This is a genomic window from Neisseria flavescens (genome assembly GCF_001618065.1).
In the GTDB taxonomy this organism is placed as follows: Bacteria; Pseudomonadota; Gammaproteobacteria; order Burkholderiales; family Neisseriaceae; genus Neisseria; species Neisseria flavescens_A.
In genome coordinates, this window is the sequence record NZ_LAEI01000040.1 from 14,021 (window position 1) to 32,717 (window position 18,697).

The window sequence follows — 18,697 nt, forward strand, 5'->3', positions numbered from 1 at the left end:
ATTGTTTCTAATCGAAAAATGGATTTACCTGTTTTTTCCGGTCTTGACAAAAGGCCGTCTGAAAATGGTGACAAACGGGTAGAAATATGCATTTTGCAGGTAGAGTTTGGTTGATTGAACTTTGTTTATTTATGAAGCAAATACCGTCAATGTAAAAGCATTTAGATTTGTAAGAAATGTTGTTTATAGATTACTTATTTGCTTGTTTATTTGATTGGAATTGCTGAACCATATCTGATTTAAAAAGGCCGTCTGAAAAGTTTTCAGACGGCCTTAATTTTAAGCAAGGATAAATTAATCCAGATGGTCGCTGCTTTGCGCCAAGATGGTGCGGTTGCCGTTGTTTTCCGCCGGGGAAACAATACCATCGGCTTCCATTTGTTCAATCAGGCGGGCGGCGCGGTTGTAGCCGATGCGCAGTTGGCGTTGGATATTGGAAATGCTGGCCTTACGCGATTTCAAGACAACGGAAACGGCTTCGTCATACATGGGGTCGAGGTCGCTGTCGTTGCTGCGGCTGGTGCCGGTAAAGTCTTCGGTGGAACCGTTGCTCAAAATATCGTCGATATAGTCGGGTGCGCCAAATTGTTTCAGGTATTCCACTACGCGGTGAACTTCATTGTCGGAGGCGAATGCGCCGTGTACACGTTGCGGATAGTTGGTACCGGGTAGCTGGAACAGCATATCGCCTTGGCCGAGCAGGTTTTCCGCGCCCATTTGGTCAAGAATCGTGCGGCTGTCGATTTTGCTGGACACTTGGAAGGCAATGCGTGTCGGAATATTAGCTTTAATCAGGCCGGTAATGACATCCACGCTTGGGCGTTGGGTGGCAAGAATCAAATGGATGCCGGCTGCGCGTGCTTTTTGGGCGAGGCGGGCAATCAGTTCTTCAATTTTCTTACCGGCGGTCATCATCAGGTCGGCAAATTCATCTACGATGACTACGATAAACGGCAGTTTTTCCAATGGCTCAGGGTCTTCAGGCGTGAGGCTGAACGGGCTGCCGATTTTTTCGCCACGAGCGGCGGCTTCGGCAATTTTTTGGTTGAAACCGGCAAGGTTGCGCACGCCCATAAAGCTCATCAGGCGGTAGCGTTTTTCCATTTCGTTGACGCACCAGTTCAGTGCGTTTGCGGCCAGCTTCATATCGGTCACGACGGGGGCGAGCAGGTGCGGAATGCCTTCGTAAATGCTCAACTCCAGCATTTTCGGGTCAATCATAATCATGCGCACGTCTTCAGGCGTTGCTTTGAAGAGCATGGACAGAATCATGGCGTTCACGCCTACGGATTTACCCGAACCTGTCGTACCGGCAACCAGCAGATGCGGCGCTTTGGCCAAGTCGGTAACAACAGGCTGGCCGGTGATGTCTTGTCCGAGCGCAAGGGTCAGTTTGGATTTTGATTCGGTAAACGCAGGCGAATTGAAGATTTCGCTCAGGCGGATCATTTGGCGTTTCGGATTAGGCAATTCCAAGCCCATGCAGGTTTTGCCGGGGATGGTTTCCACCACGCGGATGGAAGCCACGCCAAGCGAGCGCGCCAAGTCTTTTTCAAGGTTCAAAACAGCACTGCCGCGCACGCCGACATCAGGCTCAATCTCGTAGCGCGTAATGACCGGGCCGGAATAGGAGTCCATCACTTTGACTTTAACTTTGAACTCGGCCAGTTTTTCTTCGATGGTAATGCTGTTTTCCAGCAGCTGTTCTTCAGTTTGCGAGGCGCTTGGGTCAAACTGCGGCGGCAGGAGCAGGGCAGTGGTCGGTAGAAGCGCATCGGTCAGGGTTGCCGAAGTTGGAATAGCTATGCTTGGCGTACTCTCTTGAACGCTTGGTTCTACGGTTTGAACAGGCGTTTCAACGACTGTCTGTGTATATTCAGAAGGCCTTGCGATCGTTTCAATAGATTCAATGGGTTCAATGGTTTCAACCGCTTGAATAGCTTCTGCTTCCGCTTGTATAGGCGCTTCCGGCTCAGCATCGAATTCTGTTTCTTCGACGACAGATTCGCTGATTAAATAATCGCGGATACTGCGTTCAGGTTGGTTGCTGACGTGCGCATTGACTTGCGAATCAAAAATCGGCACTTGGATTTTATGTTCAAAAGCAGGTGGCACGGGGATGTCAATCGGCGCAATCGAGTTTTGGAAAACGGGCGGCTCGGGAATATCGGTTTTAGCCATAGGGACAACCGGTACGGCAGGCGGCTCGACTACGGTTGTGTTTGGTGCGGCAGGTCGGGAGATATAAGGGGATTTTTTCACAGGCGCAGTCGGTTTTTGACGGGACGGTGTTGCCGGTGTTGCCGGTTGTGGTGCAACAGCTTCCGTGGCAGCTTGTTTACGCGCCCATCTTTCGGCGGCCGCTTCGGTATGGCGAACTTGACGGCGCAGGCTGGCAGGACGGCTGATTTGTCCTAAGTTGGCCAGAATTTCGTCATTTTCGATGGTGCGCGGAGAGTAGTCGCGCAATGGGGCAACGGCTGCGGCCAGTTTGTGGCGTGCGGCGGTACGGCGGGCAAGGTTGTCGTGAATATCTTCTGCTTGGATTTCAGATGGGAATGCCTGCATGGAAGTATAGGGGAGGATGGCTTCCTTTTCGGCAGTTCTTAAGGCCGTCTGAACGGTTTCGATATGCGGCGCATTGGCTTCTGCCACGCGGACATTATTGGCACGCGCCAAGGCACGTTCGCGTGTGCGGCGCAAGATAGGGTCGTTGTAGTCGATGATTTCCATGCCGGTCATCGGCAGGGATGAAGCACGTAACAATGGGGTTTCAACTTCGTCTTTGTAAATCGGCGCATTTTTTTCGGCCAAATGCTCGTTCCATTCTTCAACCGCAGCTTCATGCAGGGAACGAGTGGCTTCTTCTAATGTTATTTCTTCAAAATTGCTGTTTTGCACCAAAGACGGGCTGTATTCGGGCGTTTCCATTTGTGCAAACGGCGTGATTTTAGGAATACGTTCCGGTTTGGCAGATTTGCGGGTTTTAGGCGCAACTTTGATTTCTTCTTCGGTCGTTGCGATGTGTTCCAGCTCTTCGGCAACTGGCTCTGCTGCGTGCTCTTTGTCTGTTTCAGCGCGTTGCGTTTTATTGTGTTCGAGCGCGGAAAGCAGGCGGATGCGGGCGATTTTATGATTGTCGGCAGTGCGCTTGTTCATGCTGAACAAACGTTTCAGACTGTCAAGTTGGTCGGAAAAACCGACCGATCTGTCTTCTTCGTTTATTTCTTGTTCGTCGCCACTGAGTCGGGCCAATTCTTGGCGCCACTTTTGCTCTTGTTTCTGGCGCCACCAGAACAAGCCGGCTATGACAGCCAGCAGAATTAAAGCCAATATTGTCCAAAGCATGCGTCCATCCCCTTAATTAAACGGCAAAGTCCGTTATTCTAACGCTTTTTTCGGGTAAACAAAACCAGCCGAAACAAGCTTTAACGGCAAAGGCAGACAGGATTGTCAAAGCTGTGGCTTGAGACGCGTATAATAGGCCGTCTGAACATTTTGCGGATGAGATGATGATTTTTCAAAACGGATGGTTTCCCGTTGGTGTCGTGATGGCGGCATGGCCTGTGTTGCTGGTGATTTTTGCTTTGTGTGCAAAGCAGGCATGGGTGTCGGTATCGCAGCATCGTTCCGCATTCTTGGTGGCTGCCGTGATGTTGCCGCTGGCTTGGAGTTTGAATGCCTCCCCGGAAAGCGGACAACTGGCCGGCATGAGCTATCATTTGCTCGCCTTGAACCTGACGGCTTTAATGCTGGGCACCTCTGCCGCATTCTGCCTTGGCGTTTTACTGTTTTTTCCGTATTTGTGGCTTTGGGGCGATTGGCATATGTTCCCCATCAATGCCTTGTCCGTATTGCTTCCGCCTTTGTTGGTGAACTTGGGTTTCCGCCATTGGGTATCGCGATTGCCTGCCAATATCTTTATCTTTATTTTTCTGAATGGTTTTTGGGCTGCGGCGGTCGGTATGGTGTTTACCGGCGTAATTTTGGTCGGTTTGTTGGACTGGGCGGATGTATTTGATACGTCGGTATTGTGGAAAACCGCTTTTCCTGTTTTCTTCTTAATCGCTTGGGCAGAGGCATTTTTGAGCGGTATTTCAACAGCCATTTTTATCGCGCTCAAGCCGCAATGGATTTGTACTTTCGATGACGACAGGTATTTGAAATCCGCGCCTAAGATTTGGCAATAAGATATGAAGGCATCCTTGCTTGGTTTTCAGACGGCCTCATAACCGGATGGCCTGTTTTTTGAATTGAATATTTAACGTGTTATGTTTGCGTATATTTTTCCCATTGTTTGCGGTGCCGCTGTCGGGGCTGTATTGCGTTGGCTGTTTGGCTTGGTGCTGGTGTCTTCTGCGCCTTTTTCTATCGGTACATTGGCGGCAAACTGGTTGGGCGCGCTGCTGATTGGTGTGTTGGCGGAACTTTTAACCGATCCGCAATGGCGTTTGCTTTGGATTACCGGCTTTCTCGGCAGCTTGACCACATTTTCAGGTTTTTCAGTGGAAATGGTGGGTTTGATGCAGGCGCAACGTTGGAGTATGGCTTTGATGGCGACCTGTCTGCATGTTTTCGGTTCGTTTAGTTTGACGGCACTGGGGATTAAATTGGCACAGATTTGGAAGTAAGTTGCTATTTTATCTGAAAAATAAACCGAAGGCCGTCTGAAAATCTGTTTTCAGACGGCCTTCGCCTTTATCAATTAGGGTTGTACATAGCTTTTTGTACGCGCTAAATCGGTAATCAACAGCGGATTGTCTTTGCGCATCATATCGATCAGCTCTTGGCAACGTTTGGTTGTTGGATCTTGCCAGAGCCAGTCAAGCTCGGGCTGGGTAAGGCCGACCATCTGCAGAAATTGAACTTCGCCGTTTGGTGTTTTGATAGCAGGCAGCTTGGGGTCTGGTGCGAAGGCTACGCCGACGATGGCGGTTTCTGTATCCATTCGGATAGGGTCGTTAGTTGAAGTAAAGTGGTAGGCTTCAAACCAGTTACCACTTTCAAAAACGTAACGGCCAAGATTATTCATTAGATTAATTGCCCAGTAAGGCTCGTGTTTGGTGTTGTAGCCAGAATTCGGATCCTGATCGTAAGGGGGAGTACGGAAGGTAAATTCAAATCCCCATTTACTGTAATCTGCACCGGCAAGTTCTGGATTAAAGTAAAGTTCGCTCATGCCGTAGGAAACAATGTGGCGATGGAAGGTTTGCTTTTCGCAATCATAAATACTACTACCGTCTAATGGGTCATCACCACCTAGAATGTATTTGATAATAGAGCCGTAATGACGAGGTTTGATATCACCATAAAGTGCTTTAAGCGCAGTATCGATGGCTTCCCAGCCGACAGCCTGATCTTCTTTAAAAGTTTGGCGGTATTCTTGTTCGTTCATTGTCTGTTTCCGTGTCGTTGATGATTGGCTTGTAAATTAATTCGCGTGTTTTTTTTAGAATGTGTTGTTTCTAAAAATAAAGCGATTTAAATATGACATATTATTTGCTTTTTTAATCAATGCCAATAGGCAAACAGACGGTTTCTTGACAATAGATTTTGCCGGACTCGCTTAAGTGTGCCGGTTTGTAGGCGGCAAAGGTGTAGGTCAGGTCTGCGCGGAATGTGTCGGGATCGGCTTCGGCGGTGTCGCAGTTGAGGCCGGTGGGAATATCGAGGGCGACTTTCAGGCCGTCTGAATGATTGAGTTGGCGGCAGAGAGCGGCGATTTCGGTTGGAAGGGCGCCGCTGAAGCCTGTGCCGAATATGCCTTCGATAATGATGTCGTAACCTTTTTTCAGACGGCCTTCCAGTTCTTGTGCGGATATCAATTCAATATGGGGCAAACCGTTAAGGCGTTCTCGATTGGTTTGAGCCAAGGGGGAGAGGTTTTCCCCGAGTGAAAACAGAATGTCGATGTGCCAACCTTGCGCCTGCATATATCTTGCCATGACTAGGCCGTCACCACCGTTGTTGCCTTTGCCGCAAACGATCAGGGCGCGTCCGGCTTGAGAGTGACGCTGCATGAGGTCTCGGGCGGCTGAGCTGCCGGCATTTTCCATCAGTTGGTCGAAGCTTGTGCCTTTATCGACGGCTGCTTGTTCGCGTTCGCGTATCTGGGCGGCGGTATAGACTTTCATGATCGGCTCTCTTTGCAGGAAGTTATTTTTCGGCGGTATTCATCAGGCGCAAGGCTTTCAGACGGCCTATTTCTTTTTGATATTCCACCAGTCCGATAAATGTGCCGTCTCGGCTGTACACACGGATGGGCTGCTCGGCGGAAATGTCTTCGGTAAACTGGGGGCGCTGGCCGTGTTTGAGCATGGTAACGGCGTAGTCGTTTAACTCAAGTTTGGGGAAATGCTGTACCAAGACATCGCAAGGCAGCAGCAGGGCATCGCGTTCGGCTTCGTCCAATTCTGCCAAGGCTTCGAGCGTGTGGCTTTGGGCAATGGTAAAACCGGCGGTTTCAGTACGGCGCAGGGAGGTCAGGTGGGCGAATGTGCCGATGTGTTTGGCGATGTCTTCGCTGAGGGTGCGGATGTAAGTGCCTTTGCTGCAACGTACGTCTATCACGGCTTTGGGTGCATCAAACTCAGTAATATCAATGGAGTAAATTGTAATATCGCGCGCTTTGCGTTCAATAACAATGCCTTTGCGTGCGTATTCGTACAGCGGTTTGCCTTCGTGTTTGAGGGCGGAAAACATAGGCGGCACTTGGCGGATATCGCCCGTTAAAGCTTGGCAGGCCGTCTGAAATTCGGACAATGAAATATCGGCGCGTGCAGTGGCAACGATTTCTCCTTCTGCATCACCTGTGCTGCTGGCTTCGCCCAGTTTCAGCGTGGCGGTGTAGGCTTTGTCGGCATCAATCAGATATTGGGCGAACTTGGTCGCTTCGCCGAAGCAAACAGGCAAAAGCCCTGTGGCCAAAGGATCGAGTACTCCGGTATGCCCGGCTTTTTCGGCACGGAACAAGCGCCGCGCTTTTTGCAGGGCGGTGTTGCTGGAAAGGCCTTCGGATTTGTCGAGGAGAAGAACGCCGTTGACCGGGCGTTTGGTGGGTTTGGCTGTCATATTAAGTTGGGGGAGTGTTAATGTTTAGGCCGTCTGAAAAGGTTCAGACGGCCTGTGTGTTTTAATCAATCAGTCTTCAACCGGTTTTTCCGCCGCTACTTGGTCGATCAGGCTGGAAATGCTCATGCCGCGTTCGAGCGATTCGTCGTATTTGAAGTGCAGCTCGGGCGTTTTGAAGAGTTTGATGCGTTTGGCCAATTCGCTGCGCAAATGGCCTTTGGCGTGTTCCAAAGCTTCTTCGGTAATGTCGCGCGTGCTGTCGTCGAGGACAGTGTAGAACACGGTTGCGTGGCTGTAATCGCGGGTTACTTCGACTTCGTTAATGGTGATGAAGCCTGCGCGCGGGTCTTTCAGGCCGGTGCGGACGAGTTCGGCAAGCTCGCGCATGATTTGTTCTTTGACACGGTCTTGGCGGGCGTAGCCGCGTTGGGGTTTTCTCATGGTTTTCCTTGATGTATGGCAGGCTGTCGTTTTCAGACGGCCTGCGGTTTAGATTTTGAACAGCTGCCTATTATAACGGAGCAAGGTTTATTGTGCTTGAACCGAGAAAGGCATATCGATTTTTTGCCATTGTGCGCTTTCATAGTCTAACGCATCGGCGATGAGGGGGTGTTGCTCCAGCCATTGGGCGTTGATGCGCAAGATGAAGCTGTGGTTGTTTTCATCGACGCGAAGCTGGGTTTGCGGTGGCAAATCAAGAGGCAGGCGCGAGCGACAGAAGAGGGCGGCCAGGCGCAGGGACAACACGGCACACCACATGATTTCGTTGTTGCCGATAATGTCCGCCATTTTCTTGAGGTCGCCGCGATGGCCGATAACCAGTTGCGCCAAAATGGTTTGCTCTTTGCGTGAGAAGCCCGGCATATCGGCGTTTTCGAGAATGTAGGCGGAGTGTTTGTGATAACCGGTATGGGCAATATCCAAGCCGATTTCATGCAGACGGCCTGCGCGGCTGAGGTATTGGTTCCATAAGGCAAGCTCTTGAACGGTTACGTTTTTGGCGTGGCACAGGCTGTTCATGAAGGCTTGCGCGGTATCGGCAACGCGTTTGGCTTGGTTGAGGCTGACGTGGTAGCGTTTTTGGAACTCGGCCGTTGTCTGTTCGCGCATATCGACATTGAGGCTGCGGCCGATTAAGTCGTAGAACACGCCGTCGCGGAGGGCGGCTTCGGTAACGGTCATTTTAGTTAGCGAGAGTTCTTCAAAAGCCGCCATCATCACGGCCAATCCGCCTGCAAAAACTTCGATGCGTTCGGGTTTGAGGTTTTCAAATTTGGCTTTTTTAACCGAACCGGCTTCGATAATCCTATCGGCAAGATAACGCATGCCTTGGGCAGTAATGTCGGCTTCTTGTGGCAATTCGGCCGCCAAAACGTCGCGTATGGATTTTGCCGAACCGGACGTGCCGATGGCGAAATCCCAACCGGTACGCTTCATCAGTTTGCTGATGCGCTGGATTTCGATACGCGCGGCGGAAACGGCGGCTTGGAAATCTTTTGCAGTCACTTTGTTTTGGAAGAAGCGCATGCTGTACGTTACGCAGCCCAAAGGCAGGCTTTCTGTGGTCAGCGGTTGCAAATCCGAGCCGATGACAAATTCGGTCGAGCCGCCGCCAATGTCGATAACCAGCATTTTGTCGCCTTTGGGCGGCAGGGTATGCACTACGCCGGTGTAAATCAGACGCGCTTCTTCACGGCCGGCGATCACTTCGATGGGGAAACCCAACGCCGCTTCGGCACGAGGCAGGAATTGGGCGATGTTTTTGGCGACGCGGAAAGTATTGGTAGCCACCACGCGCACGTTTTCAGGTTGGAATCCGCGCAGGCGTTCGCCAAATTTTGCCAAGCATTCCAATGCTTGTTCTTGAGAGGCTTCGCTCAGGTTTTTTTGTTCGTCCAAGCCGGCGGCAAAGCGAACCATTTGTTTGAACGAGTCGATGACTTTCAGCTGGCCGTTGTTGTTTTCACAAATTTGCAGGCGGAAACTGTTGGAACCCAAGTCGACGGAGGCTAAAACGTTGGCGGGAGTGGTGGTCATAAAAAATACCGGTTGATTAGAAAAACCTAAATGTTACTTGAGGCGGTATCACTTGACAATAAAAGGTATACAGCTCTTTGATTCTGCTCATAGATGTATTTTATAATGCTGAATTTAAGCAAGTATATCAAAGGCCGTCTGAACTTTTCAGACGGCCTAAAAAGAGAAAACACATGAAATCGGAAAACCAAGATTCCTTATTTTTATCGCGCCGCCGTCTGTTGCAAGTCGGCGGAGCCATGCTTTTGACGCCTGCGACCGCATGGGCGGGGGCGCAACGTGAAGAAACACTGGCCGATGATGTGGCTTCCGTAATGCGCAGTTCGATTAATAGCGCCAGCCCAGCGCGGCTGGTGTTTGCCGATTCGAGGGAAGGGGAGCGTTGGTTGGCGGCGATGTCTTCCCGATTGGCACGTTTCATTCCCGATGAGGGCGAGCGCCGCCGTTTGTTGGTTAATATTCAATACGAAAGCAGTCGTGCTGGACTCAATACTCAAGTGATTCTGGGTTTGATTGAAGTGGAAAGCGCGTTTCGCCAATATGCCATCAGCGGCGTGGGCGCGCGCGGTTTGATGCAGGTGATGCCGTTTTGGAAAAACTATATCGGCAATCCGTCGCACAATCTTTTCGATATCCGCACCAATCTGCGCTATGGCTGCACCATTCTGCGCCATTACAACAATATCGAAAAAGGCAATATTGTCCGCGCTTTGGCAAGGTTTAACGGCAGCTTGGGTAGTAACAAATATCCGAACGCCGTATTAGGCGCGTGGCGAAATAGATGGCAGTGGGGCTGATTCGGGATAAATGGGATAGGGCAGATCTTGCGTGATGTTGGTTTCTGTTAAAACCGTTTTATACCAATGAAGCAGGTTTACGATAAACGGCTTGCGATTTGACCCCATGCAATTCCTTTGAATCCTGTATAATCAGAAAATCTGTTAATTCACACTTTCAGACGGCCTTTCGCAAACTTAAGGCCGTCTGAAACATTATTTATGGCAAGAGATAACCGCATTCAAATGTTTCCGCACGAATGGCGTGCCAGTACCACACTTTCCGGCGTTTATGCACTGCGTATGTTGGGGATGTTTTTGGTGTTGCCTGTTTTGGCGATGTATGCCGCTTCGTTGCCCGGCGCAGAAAACAATAAAGCGCTGGTCGGTATGGCGATGGGTATTTACGGGCTGACACAGGCTTTGCTGCAGCTGCCTTTGGGCATGGCTTCTGATAAGTTCGGCCGTAAAAAAGTGATTTATGCCGGCTTGATTGTGTTTGCGGCAGGTAGTTTTTTGGCCGCAGTTGCCGACAGCCTGCAGATGTTGGTTGCCGCGCGTGCCATTCAAGGCGCGGGTGCCGTCAGCGCAGCGGTAACAGCTTTGCTTGCGGATTTGACCCGTAACGAAGTGCGGACGCGTGCGATGGCGATGATCGGCCTGAGTATCGGCTTGACCTTCTCCGTCAGCCTAGTGCTTGCCCCGATGATTGCCAGCTTTATCGGCGTATCCGGCCTGTTTGCGCTGACCGGTATTCTGACTGTAATTAGTATCGGCGTGGTTGCCTGGATGACGCCTGATCCGGAAGTGTCAAAAATGCACGAAGACACGCAAGCGCAGCCTTCGCGTATGGGCGAGGTATTGAAAAACCGCCAACTGCTCAATCTCGACTTCGGTATTTTTGCCTTGCATGCGGCGCAAATGGCTTTATTTACCGCATTGCCGTTTGCCATGACGCAGCTGGGTTTGGAAAAAATCCATCACTGGCAAGTCTATCTGCCTTCAACCATTACCGGCCTGATTATTATGGTGCCGCTGATTATCGTCGGCGAAACGCGCAACAAACTCAAACAAGTGTTTATCCTTGGTATCGTCTGCATTACCGCGGCGCAAATCGGTTTGCTGTTTGGAATGCACTCGGTATGGTTGATTACCGCTTATCTGATTGTTTACTTTATTGGTTTCAATGTATTGGAAGCCAGCCTGCCGTCTATGGTGTCGAAAATTGCTCCGTCCGATTTGAAAGGCACGGCGATGGGCGTATATAACACCATGCAGTCGGTCGGCTTGTTTGTCGGCGGCGCAACCGGTGGTTTATTGTTCCAAAAATACGGTTTTGCAGGCGTATTTGCCTTTTGTAGCGTATTGATGTTGCTGTGGCTGGTATTGGCAGTTATTTCACCGGCACCGAAACCCGTCAAAAACCTCAGCTATCCGCTTAACGCCGAATGGCAACAAAATCCGGATTTGCTCTACCAAAAATTGACCGAAATTGAAGGCGTTGAAAGCATCAGCTTTAGCGCAGACAAACAAACCATTTATATCAAGGCCTTGCAAAAAGGATTCGACCAAGAGGCCGCCAAAAAAATTATCACAGGAGTGTAAAATGTCATTGAATAAAGTTATCCTCATCGGCCGTCTCGGCCGCGACCCGGAAGTCCGCTATATGCCCAACGGCGAGGCCGTCTGTAACTTCAGCGTTGCCACCAGCGAAACGTGGAACGACCGTAACGGCCAACGCGTAGAACGTACCGAATGGCACAACATCACCATGTACCGCAAACTCGCCGAAATCGCCGGTCAATACCTGCGTAAAGGCAGCCAAGTGTATCTGGAAGGCCGTATCCAAAGCCGTAAATACCAAGGCAAAGACGGCATCGAGCGCACCGCTTACGACATCATCGCCAACGAAATGAAAATGCTTGGCGGCCGCAACGACAACAGCGGCGGCGCACCATATGATGACGGCTACAACCAAGGCGGCCATTCAAGCCAAGGCAGTTACCAACAAGCGCCACAGCAGCAATACCAATCTGCTCCGGCTCAAGAACTCCCAGCAGCCCCAGCCCGTCGTCCCGCTCCGGCACAACCGACCGCTCCGGTTGATGATATCGACGATGATATTCCCTTCTAATTATTGAGTAATATAGAAGGCCGTCTGAAAAATATATTTTCAGACGGCCTTTTATTTGAATATGTCTACGTTTTTAAGATTTTTCGGCTTTATCTCCGATTTTACTTTCTTTGCCTTGAATCAGGTTTTGAATATTGCTTTTATGGCGGTACAACACCAATGCGGCAATGAATACGGTTGCCCATGCCCAAGAGGCGTGTGGCATCATGAAGAAGGCGAAGATGGGGGCGCAGACGGTGGCGACCAGTGCGGCGAGGGAAGATACTTTGAAACCGAATGCCATGATCAGCCAAATCAAGGCGCAGAGCAGGGCGGTTGCGGGGGAGAGGGCGAGCAAGACGCCTAATGCGGTGGCTACGCCTTTGCCGCCTTTAAAATTGAAAAATATTGGCCACATATGGCCGACCAATGCGGCGATGGCGACCAGGGCGATCGTTGCATCAGACAAATTTAAAGCATCTTGCAGACAGCGTGCTAAGATGACGGCAACCAAGCCTTTTACTGCATCGCCGAGCAGGGTCAGTGCGGCTGCTTTTTTCTTACCGCTGCGCAAGACGTTGGTGGCACCGGGGTTGCCGGAGCCGTAAGTACGCGGATCGTCCATGCCGTAATATTTTGATACGATGACGGCAAAAGACAGGGAGCCGATAAGATAGGCGGCAATAATGGCGAGTACATTGAACATTTTGGGTGCTTTACTTAAAATGGGAACGGTTATTTTATCAAAAAAAACGGACAGGCAAATGGATAAAATCTTTTTATACGGCATGAAGGCCGATACTTTAATCGGCGTATATGATTGGGAACGCGAGCGTAAACAGACTTTGATTTTGGATTTGGAAATCAGTGTTCCCGAGCGTACTGGCACGAGCGACGATATCGGCGACACCATCCATTATGGCGAAGTATGCGAAGTCGTACGCCGCAGCCTTGCCGAACAGGATTTTTTACTGCTGGAAACTTTGGCGGAACATATCGCCCAATTGATTTTAAATGATTTTGGTGCGGCCAAAGTGCGCGTCCGTATTGTGAAACCGGGTATCTTGCCCGATGTGGCGCAGGTCGGTATTGAAATTGAACGCGCTCGGGAATAAGGCTTATCTATGCCGTCTGAAAAAGGATTTCAGACGGCCTTTAATATTTTAATAATTTGGAAATGAGGTAAAAAATGGATTTGAAAGAAACTAAATTAAGCAGTGAGCCAATCTACGAAGGTTCTTTTGTTACCATCAGCCGCGATCGGGTGCGCCTGCCCAACGGCAACGAAAGCCAACGGGTTGTGATCCGCCATCCGGGTGCTGCGTGTGTATTGGCGGAAACGGAAGACGGCAAAGTTGTTTTGGTGCGCCAATGGCGTTATGCAGCCGATCAGGCGACGTTGGAATTGCCGGCGGGTAAATTGGATGTGGCGGACGAAGATCCTGCCGAATGCGCTTTGCGTGAGTTGGCGGAAGAAACGCCATATGTCGCCGACAGCGTCAAACTGCTGTACTCCTTTTATACTGCAGTCGGTTTTTGTGATGAAAAAATGTATCTCTACCAAGCGCAAGGCGTGCGTTTGGGCAGCGAGTTGAGCAATGATGAGGATGAAATTACAGAAACCGTCTTGATGAGTAAGGACGAGGTGCGCGCTGCATTGGCAAACGATGAAATCAAAGATGGTAAGACTTTGATTGGTTTGCAGTATTGGTTGACTCAGAATTGAGATGTTAAGTAGAAAATCCTTGATGGTTTTTCAATACTTGAGCCTGATATTTAGATAATAAGGTTTCATACAAACAAGGCCGTCTGAAAAAGCTTTCAGACGGCCTTGTTTTATTTTGTAGCCGGATTTTAACCTAATAAAGCCGGTGCGAACCGTGTGATCGTATCGCGCAAAACGATGAGTTTGCCGTGGAAGAAGTGGGACGAACCGGCAATGGTTACAACAGGCAGGCCTTGGGGTTCTGCCCATGTCAGGGCTTTGTTGATTTCGACGACTTCGTCTTCCGCGCCATGAATCATCAATGTTTTGGCGACATCAGGAACGTTGGATGGTTCCGGGCGGTCGGTGTAGTGATGGACGGCGGCACCCATCAACAGCAGCAAATCAGGTGTACGCGCTTGTGCGGCAAAGGTGGAAACGTAGCCGCCGAATGAGAAACCTGCCAGGACGAATTGCGGTGCGTCTGGATGTTGCGCACGGGCGTAATCGATAACAGCAATGCAGTCTTGCGTTTCGCCACGGCCGTAGTCGTGTTCGCCTTCGCTATTGCCTACGCCGCGCAAATTGGGCAGGTAGCAATGGAAGCCGAGTTGGCTGAGGGCTTTGGCGGCGGTTTGGATGACTTTGTTGGTGTTGGTGCCGCCTTGCAGGGGATTGGGGTGGTTGATGACGGCAACGCCGCGGGCGGATTCTTGTGTGCTTGGCAGGTAGATGGTTTCCAGCAAACCGGCCGGACCGGGGATTTGAATGATGTCGGGTTTGAGCATGAGTGTGTCCTTGTTTGTTTTTTCAGACGGCCTGAAACGGTTTACAGATAAAAATTCTTGCCGTTGTTTTGATTGTTGGCTTTCAAATCAGCAAGCATCCGTTTGAAGTCCAAGCCGTATTTTTCGCTTAATTTTTCGGCGCGTTTTTTTAAGTTGTCAATATTTTGTTCTTTAGGGCTGCTTTGGAACGCCATGACGGCTACGTTGCCGTGGCTTTCGGCAGGCAGCTCGAGCACGCGGCCGTCAAAGACGTTGAGCAGGCGTTCGACAAAGCGTTGGTAACGCTGGTCGCCGCTCCACCAGTTGGTGACAAATACGCCGTCTGGAGAGAGGGCGTTGCGGCAGTCTTGGAAGAAGGGCTCTTCCACCAAAGCATCGATAATCTGTTCGCCGTCAAAACCATCTACTAAAATCACGTCGGTATTGTGGCGGAACACTTTAATATATTCCGCACCATCCGCCTCGATAATTTCAAAATTTTCGCCTTCGTGCGGCAATTCAAACAGGCTGCGCGCTACGGCGATGACTTGCGGATTGATGTCAATGGCGGTTTGCTTGGTATCGGGCAGGTAGCTGTCTATCCAACGGGCAAACGAGCCGCCGCCCAAGCCAATTTGGGTGATGTGTTTGGGCGGGGTTTCTGCAAACAGCAGCCAACCCATCATGGCGCGGCTGTACGACAACACAAGCTCGGACGGATGATCGACATTCATGGAGCTTTGAATGGTGTCGCTGCCCAAGTGCAGGGAACGGATATTGCCTTCTTCGGAAATGCCGACTTCGGGCAGATGGGATTTGGCAGGACGTAGGCGGCGGTAAGGATGGCGGGGCGGCATGTGTGCAGACGAAAGATGTAAAAGGCGTTATTTTAACAGAAACCATGATGTTTTGCGCTGGGGCGGTTTTCAGACGGCCTTTGAGCGTGTTGAATTGAAAGGTAAGGTATTTATTTAATTTTCTTTAAAATCATTGGTTTTTATAATTTCGTGAGTAACTTTGTTTTAAAATGCTTGCCAAGATGGGAACTTATCGGCATAATGCCGACTTCCTTGCCGGTATAGCTCAGTTGGTAGAGCACCTGACTTGTAATCAGGGGGTCCCGAGTTCGACTCTTGGTGCCGGCACCAGTTAAAGACTGATGGTGCCGCAAGGCATTTCAGTAAGCCGGTATAGCTCAGTTGGTAGAGCACCTGACTTGTAATCAGGGGGTCCCGAGTTCGACTCTTGGTGCCGGCACCAATTAAAAGCCCGATTGTGAAAGCAGTCGGGCTTTTTGCTTATGCTTTGATATTTTAAAAGCAGACCTTATAATACCGCGTTTCCATTACAACAAAGGGCTGCCCGTCGGGCGGAACACACAAAACACCATGATTACCGTAAACACTTTGCAAAAAATGAAAGCAGAGGGCGAGAAAATCGCCATGCTGACCGCTTATGAATCCAGCTTTGCCGCGCTGATGGACAATGCCGGCGTGGATGTATTGCTGGTCGGCGATTCTTTGGGTATGGCGGTGCAAGGTCGTCAGTCCACTTTGCCGGTGAGCTTGCAGGATATGTGCTACCACACTGAATGTGTGGCTCGCGGCACTAAAAATGCCATGATTGTCAGCGATTTGCCGTTTGGCGCATATCAGCAGAGCAAAGAGCAGGCATTTGCGGCGGCGGCTGAGTTGATGGCGGCCGGCGCGCATATGGTCAAGCTCGAAGGCGGTGTCTGGATGGCGGAGACCACTGAATTTCTGCAAATGCGCGGTATCCCTGTTTGCGCCCACATCGGCCTGACCCCGCAATCCGTGTTTGCATTCGGCGGCTATAAAGTTCAAGGCCGAGGCGACAAGGCGGAAGCGTTGCTCAACGACGCTAAAGCGCATGATGCGGCAGGTGCGGCAATCGTATTGATGGAATGCGTTCCTGCGGAATTGGCGAAAAAAGTGACCGAAACCGTTACTTGCCCGACCATCGGTATTGGCGCAGGCGTGGATTGCGACGGTCAGGTTTTGGTGATGCACGATATGCTCGGCATTTTCCCCGGTAAAACGCCAAATTCGTGAAGAACTTTATGCAGGGTAAAGACAGCGTTCAAGCTGCGGTCAAAGCCTATGTGGACGAAGTCAAAGCAAAAACGTTCCCATCTGTCGAACATACATTTGCCGGATAAAATAAAAACCAGGCCGTCTGAAACTTATTTCAGACGGCCTTTTTAATGAATAAAAGCGTATAATCTGCGCGTGATTTCCGTTGATAAAACGGCGGAAAAGATAAAGGATTTTTCAAACCATGCAAATCATTCATACGATTAAAGAATTGCGCGAGTGGCGCAAAACTGCCGGAAAAGTGGCATTTGTACCGACTATGGGCAATCTGCACGAGGGCCATCTTGCGCTGGTGCGCGAAGCAAAAAAACGTGCCGATAACGTTGTAGTCAGTATTTTTGTCAACCGCCTGCAATTCGGACAAGGCGAAGATTTCGACAAATATCCGCGCACTTTGCAACAAGATGCCGACAAATTGACAGGCGAGGGCGTTGCCGTCGTGTTCGCGCCTGATGAAAAAGAGCTGTATCCGAATGTGGAACAGCGTTTCAATGTCGAGCCTCCGCACCTGCAAAACGAATTGTGCGGCAAATTCCGTCCGGGCCATTTCCGCGGCGTTGCGACCGTTGTGACTAAGTTGTTCAACATTGTTCAACCCGATACCGCCTGTTTCGGCAAAAAAGACTATCAGCAGTTGGCGATTATCAAAGGCTTTGTCGAAGACTTGAACTTCAATATCGAAATCGTCCCGGTCGACACCGGCCGCGCTTCAGACGGCCTGGCGCTTTCCAGCCGCAACCAATATTTGAGCGAAGCAGAACGCGCAGCAGCGCCCAGCCTCTATCAAGAATTGCAAAACATTGCCGCTGCCCTGAAAAACGGCAATCTGGATTACGCCCAGCTTGAGGCCGAATGTATCCGCCGTTTGACCGATGCCGGCTGGGTGGTTGATTATGTTGAAATCCGCCATGCACACAGCTTGGCAGTGGCTCATGTCGGCGATAAAGAATTGGTGGTGCTTGCCGCCGCCCGTTTGGGTACCACGCGCCTGATTGATAATTTGGAAGTGGCTTTGGCTTAAAACCAAGCTGCTGTTAAAGGCCGTCTGAAACCTGTTTTTCAGACGGCCTGTTTCAAAGGGGTTAAATCATGAAACAAAAAGCTTTAATCTTACTCCTTCTGCTGACTGGGGCTGCTCATGCCAATGACAGTATGGGTACGGTCAGCACAAGCGGCATCAAATATCTGAAAAATCCGCATATCGATATGCAGAGCGAAGATTTGCACATCAGCGAAAAGCAAATCCGCGTACATTACAAGTTTAAAAATACTACAGCGCAAGACATTACCGAGACGGTTCTTTTTCCTTTGCCCATCGTTCCTGCGTTCACAGTTTCCGACTTTGCCGACACCAAGGGCTTGGTGGACAGCTTCCGCATTTACGTCAACGGCAAATCTGTCCGCCCGCAAGCCCACGTCCGCGCCTATTTTGAACGGCGTAACGGCTCGCTGGTGGACGTGACCGCCGATTTGAAAAAATGTGGTTTGAGCGATCAGGAGTTGATGCACCCGTGGACACAAAACAAAGATGCCGAAAAGCTTAATAAGAAAATTCGTACTTGCAGCTCGCCTAAAATCAAATCCTTGCTTCCAGCCAGCGAATCAAACATAGTGGGCTGGACATCTTGGTCGTCGCAGATTATTTACAGCTGGAAGCAAACCTTTAAAGCCAACGCTGTAACCGAAATCAAACACCAATACACCCCGCTGGTCGGCGGCAGCTTCCTACCTTCGCTCAAAGCCAAAGACAGCAAAGCATTCATAGATGAGTACTGCATGGATGAAAACTTCCTTAAAAACTTTAAAACTGTGGAAGGAGGTTCAAAGGTTTATCACTATTTGGGCTATGTCTTGACCACAGGTGCCAACTGGGCAAAACCCATCGGTAAATTCACGTTGACCATAGACCGCGAGCCTAATACCGTGATTTCGCTTTGTTGGGACAAATCCTTACGCAAAGTAGGGCCGAACCGCTTCCAAGCAGTCAAAGAAAATTTCCTGCCGAAGAAAGACTTGGACATTATTTTCGTTTATGACTAATCTTATTCGGCATATATAAAAGGTCGTCTGAAAGCTTATTTAGGTTTTCAGACGGCCTTTTGTTACAATAAGGC

General features: G+C 50.2%; 18 protein-coding genes, 2 tRNA genes and 1 pseudogene. 12 read left to right on the plus strand and 9 right to left on the minus strand.

What is annotated here, in order from left to right:
• Positions 1-294: 294 nt before the first annotated feature.
• On the minus strand, positions 295-3,348 hold the full coding sequence (locus TW89_RS05185) for a DNA translocase FtsK (protein WP_128580758.1): 3,054 nt from the start codon (positions 3,346-3,348) through the stop codon (positions 295-297).
• 164 nt (positions 3,349-3,512) lie between these two features.
• On the opposite strand from TW89_RS05185, the gene TW89_RS05190 reads away from it, so the two are divergent.
• Together TW89_RS05190 and TW89_RS05195 are read left to right on the plus strand one after the other, a co-directional pair.
• On the plus strand, positions 3,513-4,190 hold the full coding sequence (locus tag TW89_RS05190; protein WP_049332692.1) for an energy-coupling factor ABC transporter permease: 678 nt from the start codon (positions 3,513-3,515) through the stop codon (positions 4,188-4,190).
• An 81-nt stretch (positions 4,191-4,271) separates the two neighbouring features.
• Positions 4,272-4,631, plus strand: a complete 360-nt coding sequence (locus tag TW89_RS05195; RefSeq protein WP_128580759.1) for a CrcB family protein — start codon at positions 4,272-4,274, stop codon at positions 4,629-4,631.
• Between the two features lie 74 nt (positions 4,632-4,705).
• Here TW89_RS05195 and TW89_RS05200 read toward each other — a convergent pair whose 3' ends face one another.
• The 5 genes from TW89_RS05200 to ppx form a co-directional block, all read right to left on the minus strand.
• Positions 4,706-5,395 carry a suppressor of fused domain protein gene (locus TW89_RS05200; protein WP_128580760.1) on the minus strand — a complete coding sequence of 230 codons (690 nt, stop codon included), beginning with the start codon at positions 5,393-5,395 and terminating at the stop codon, positions 4,706-4,708.
• Positions 5,396-5,507: 112 nt separating this feature from the next.
• Complete coding sequence (locus TW89_RS05205) at positions 5,508-6,134, minus strand: NAD(P)H-hydrate epimerase (RefSeq protein WP_128580761.1); 627 nt, start codon at positions 6,132-6,134, stop codon at positions 5,508-5,510.
• 22 nt (positions 6,135-6,156) lie between these two features.
• A complete protein-coding gene (gene truB / locus TW89_RS05210) occupies positions 6,157-7,071 on the minus strand; it encodes a tRNA pseudouridine(55) synthase TruB (protein WP_128580762.1) in 915 nt (304 codons plus the stop codon).
• 69 nt (positions 7,072-7,140) lie between these two features.
• Positions 7,141-7,512 (minus strand): 30S ribosome-binding factor RbfA, encoded by a 372-nt coding sequence (gene rbfA / locus TW89_RS05215; RefSeq protein WP_003685554.1) that lies wholly within the window; start codon positions 7,510-7,512, stop codon positions 7,141-7,143.
• 87 nt (positions 7,513-7,599) lie between these two features.
• Positions 7,600-9,108 carry an exopolyphosphatase gene (ppx, locus tag TW89_RS05220; protein ID WP_070749621.1) on the minus strand — a complete coding sequence of 503 codons (1,509 nt, stop codon included), beginning with the start codon at positions 9,106-9,108 and terminating at the stop codon, positions 7,600-7,602.
• Positions 9,109-9,281: 173 nt separating this feature from the next.
• Between ppx and TW89_RS05225 the strand changes: the two genes are divergently transcribed.
• The 3 genes from TW89_RS05225 (at position 9,282) to TW89_RS05235 (ending at position 12,018) form a co-directional block, all read left to right on the plus strand.
• Complete coding sequence (locus tag TW89_RS05225) at positions 9,282-9,905, plus strand: lytic transglycosylase domain-containing protein (RefSeq protein WP_039863563.1); 624 nt, start codon at positions 9,282-9,284, stop codon at positions 9,903-9,905.
• Positions 9,906-10,106: 201 nt separating this feature from the next.
• On the plus strand, positions 10,107-11,489 hold the full coding sequence (locus TW89_RS05230) for an MFS transporter (protein WP_128580763.1): 1,383 nt from the start codon (positions 10,107-10,109) through the stop codon (positions 11,487-11,489).
• A 1-nt stretch (position 11,490) separates the two neighbouring features.
• Entirely contained in the window at positions 11,491-12,018 is a 528-nt protein-coding gene (locus tag TW89_RS05235) for a single-stranded DNA-binding protein (protein WP_101755602.1), read from the plus strand.
• Positions 12,019-12,091: 73 nt separating this feature from the next.
• On the opposite strand, the gene plsY is transcribed toward TW89_RS05235, so the two are convergent.
• Positions 12,092-12,703 carry a glycerol-3-phosphate 1-O-acyltransferase PlsY gene (gene plsY, locus TW89_RS05240; RefSeq protein ID WP_128580764.1) on the minus strand — a complete coding sequence of 204 codons (612 nt, stop codon included), beginning with the start codon at positions 12,701-12,703 and terminating at the stop codon, positions 12,092-12,094.
• A gap of 58 nt (positions 12,704-12,761) precedes the next feature.
• Here plsY and folB point away from each other — a divergent pair, with 58 nt between their 5' ends.
• Positions 12,762-13,112, plus strand: coding sequence for a dihydroneopterin aldolase (gene folB, locus TW89_RS05245; protein WP_107737583.1), 351 nt, complete (start codon positions 12,762-12,764; stop codon positions 13,110-13,112).
• 74 nt (positions 13,113-13,186) lie between these two features.
• Complete coding sequence (locus tag TW89_RS05250; RefSeq protein ID WP_128580765.1) at positions 13,187-13,723, plus strand: NUDIX hydrolase; 537 nt, start codon at positions 13,187-13,189, stop codon at positions 13,721-13,723.
• 128 nt (positions 13,724-13,851) lie between these two features.
• On the opposite strand, the gene TW89_RS05255 is transcribed toward TW89_RS05250, so the two are convergent.
• Positions 13,852-14,490: an alpha/beta hydrolase gene (locus TW89_RS05255; protein ID WP_003747207.1), complete on the minus strand. Its 639-nt coding sequence runs from the start codon at positions 14,488-14,490 to the stop codon at positions 13,852-13,854.
• A 41-nt stretch (positions 14,491-14,531) separates the two neighbouring features.
• Entirely contained in the window at positions 14,532-15,326 is a 795-nt protein-coding gene (locus tag TW89_RS05260; protein WP_128580766.1) for a polyamine aminopropyltransferase, read from the minus strand.
• A 215-nt stretch (positions 15,327-15,541) separates the two neighbouring features.
• On the opposite strand from TW89_RS05260, the gene TW89_RS05265 reads away from it, so the two are divergent.
• The 5 genes and pseudogenes from TW89_RS05265 to TW89_RS05285 all read left to right on the plus strand — a co-directional run bounded on the left by TW89_RS05265 (position 15,542) and on the right by TW89_RS05285 (position 18,623).
• Positions 15,542-15,617, plus strand: a tRNA-Thr gene (locus tag TW89_RS05265).
• A gap of 36 nt (positions 15,618-15,653) precedes the next feature.
• Positions 15,654-15,729, plus strand: a tRNA-Thr gene (locus tag TW89_RS05270).
• 128 nt (positions 15,730-15,857) lie between these two features.
• Positions 15,858-16,648, plus strand: a pseudogene (gene panB / locus TW89_RS05275) (3-methyl-2-oxobutanoate hydroxymethyltransferase).
• A 119-nt stretch (positions 16,649-16,767) separates the two neighbouring features.
• Positions 16,768-17,604 carry a pantoate--beta-alanine ligase gene (gene panC / locus TW89_RS05280; protein WP_128580767.1) on the plus strand — a complete coding sequence of 279 codons (837 nt, stop codon included), beginning with the start codon at positions 16,768-16,770 and terminating at the stop codon, positions 17,602-17,604.
• A gap of 68 nt (positions 17,605-17,672) precedes the next feature.
• On the plus strand, positions 17,673-18,623 hold the full coding sequence (locus tag TW89_RS05285) for a DUF4424 family protein (RefSeq protein ID WP_128580768.1): 951 nt from the start codon (positions 17,673-17,675) through the stop codon (positions 18,621-18,623).
• The last annotated feature ends 74 nt before the right edge of the window (positions 18,624-18,697 follow it).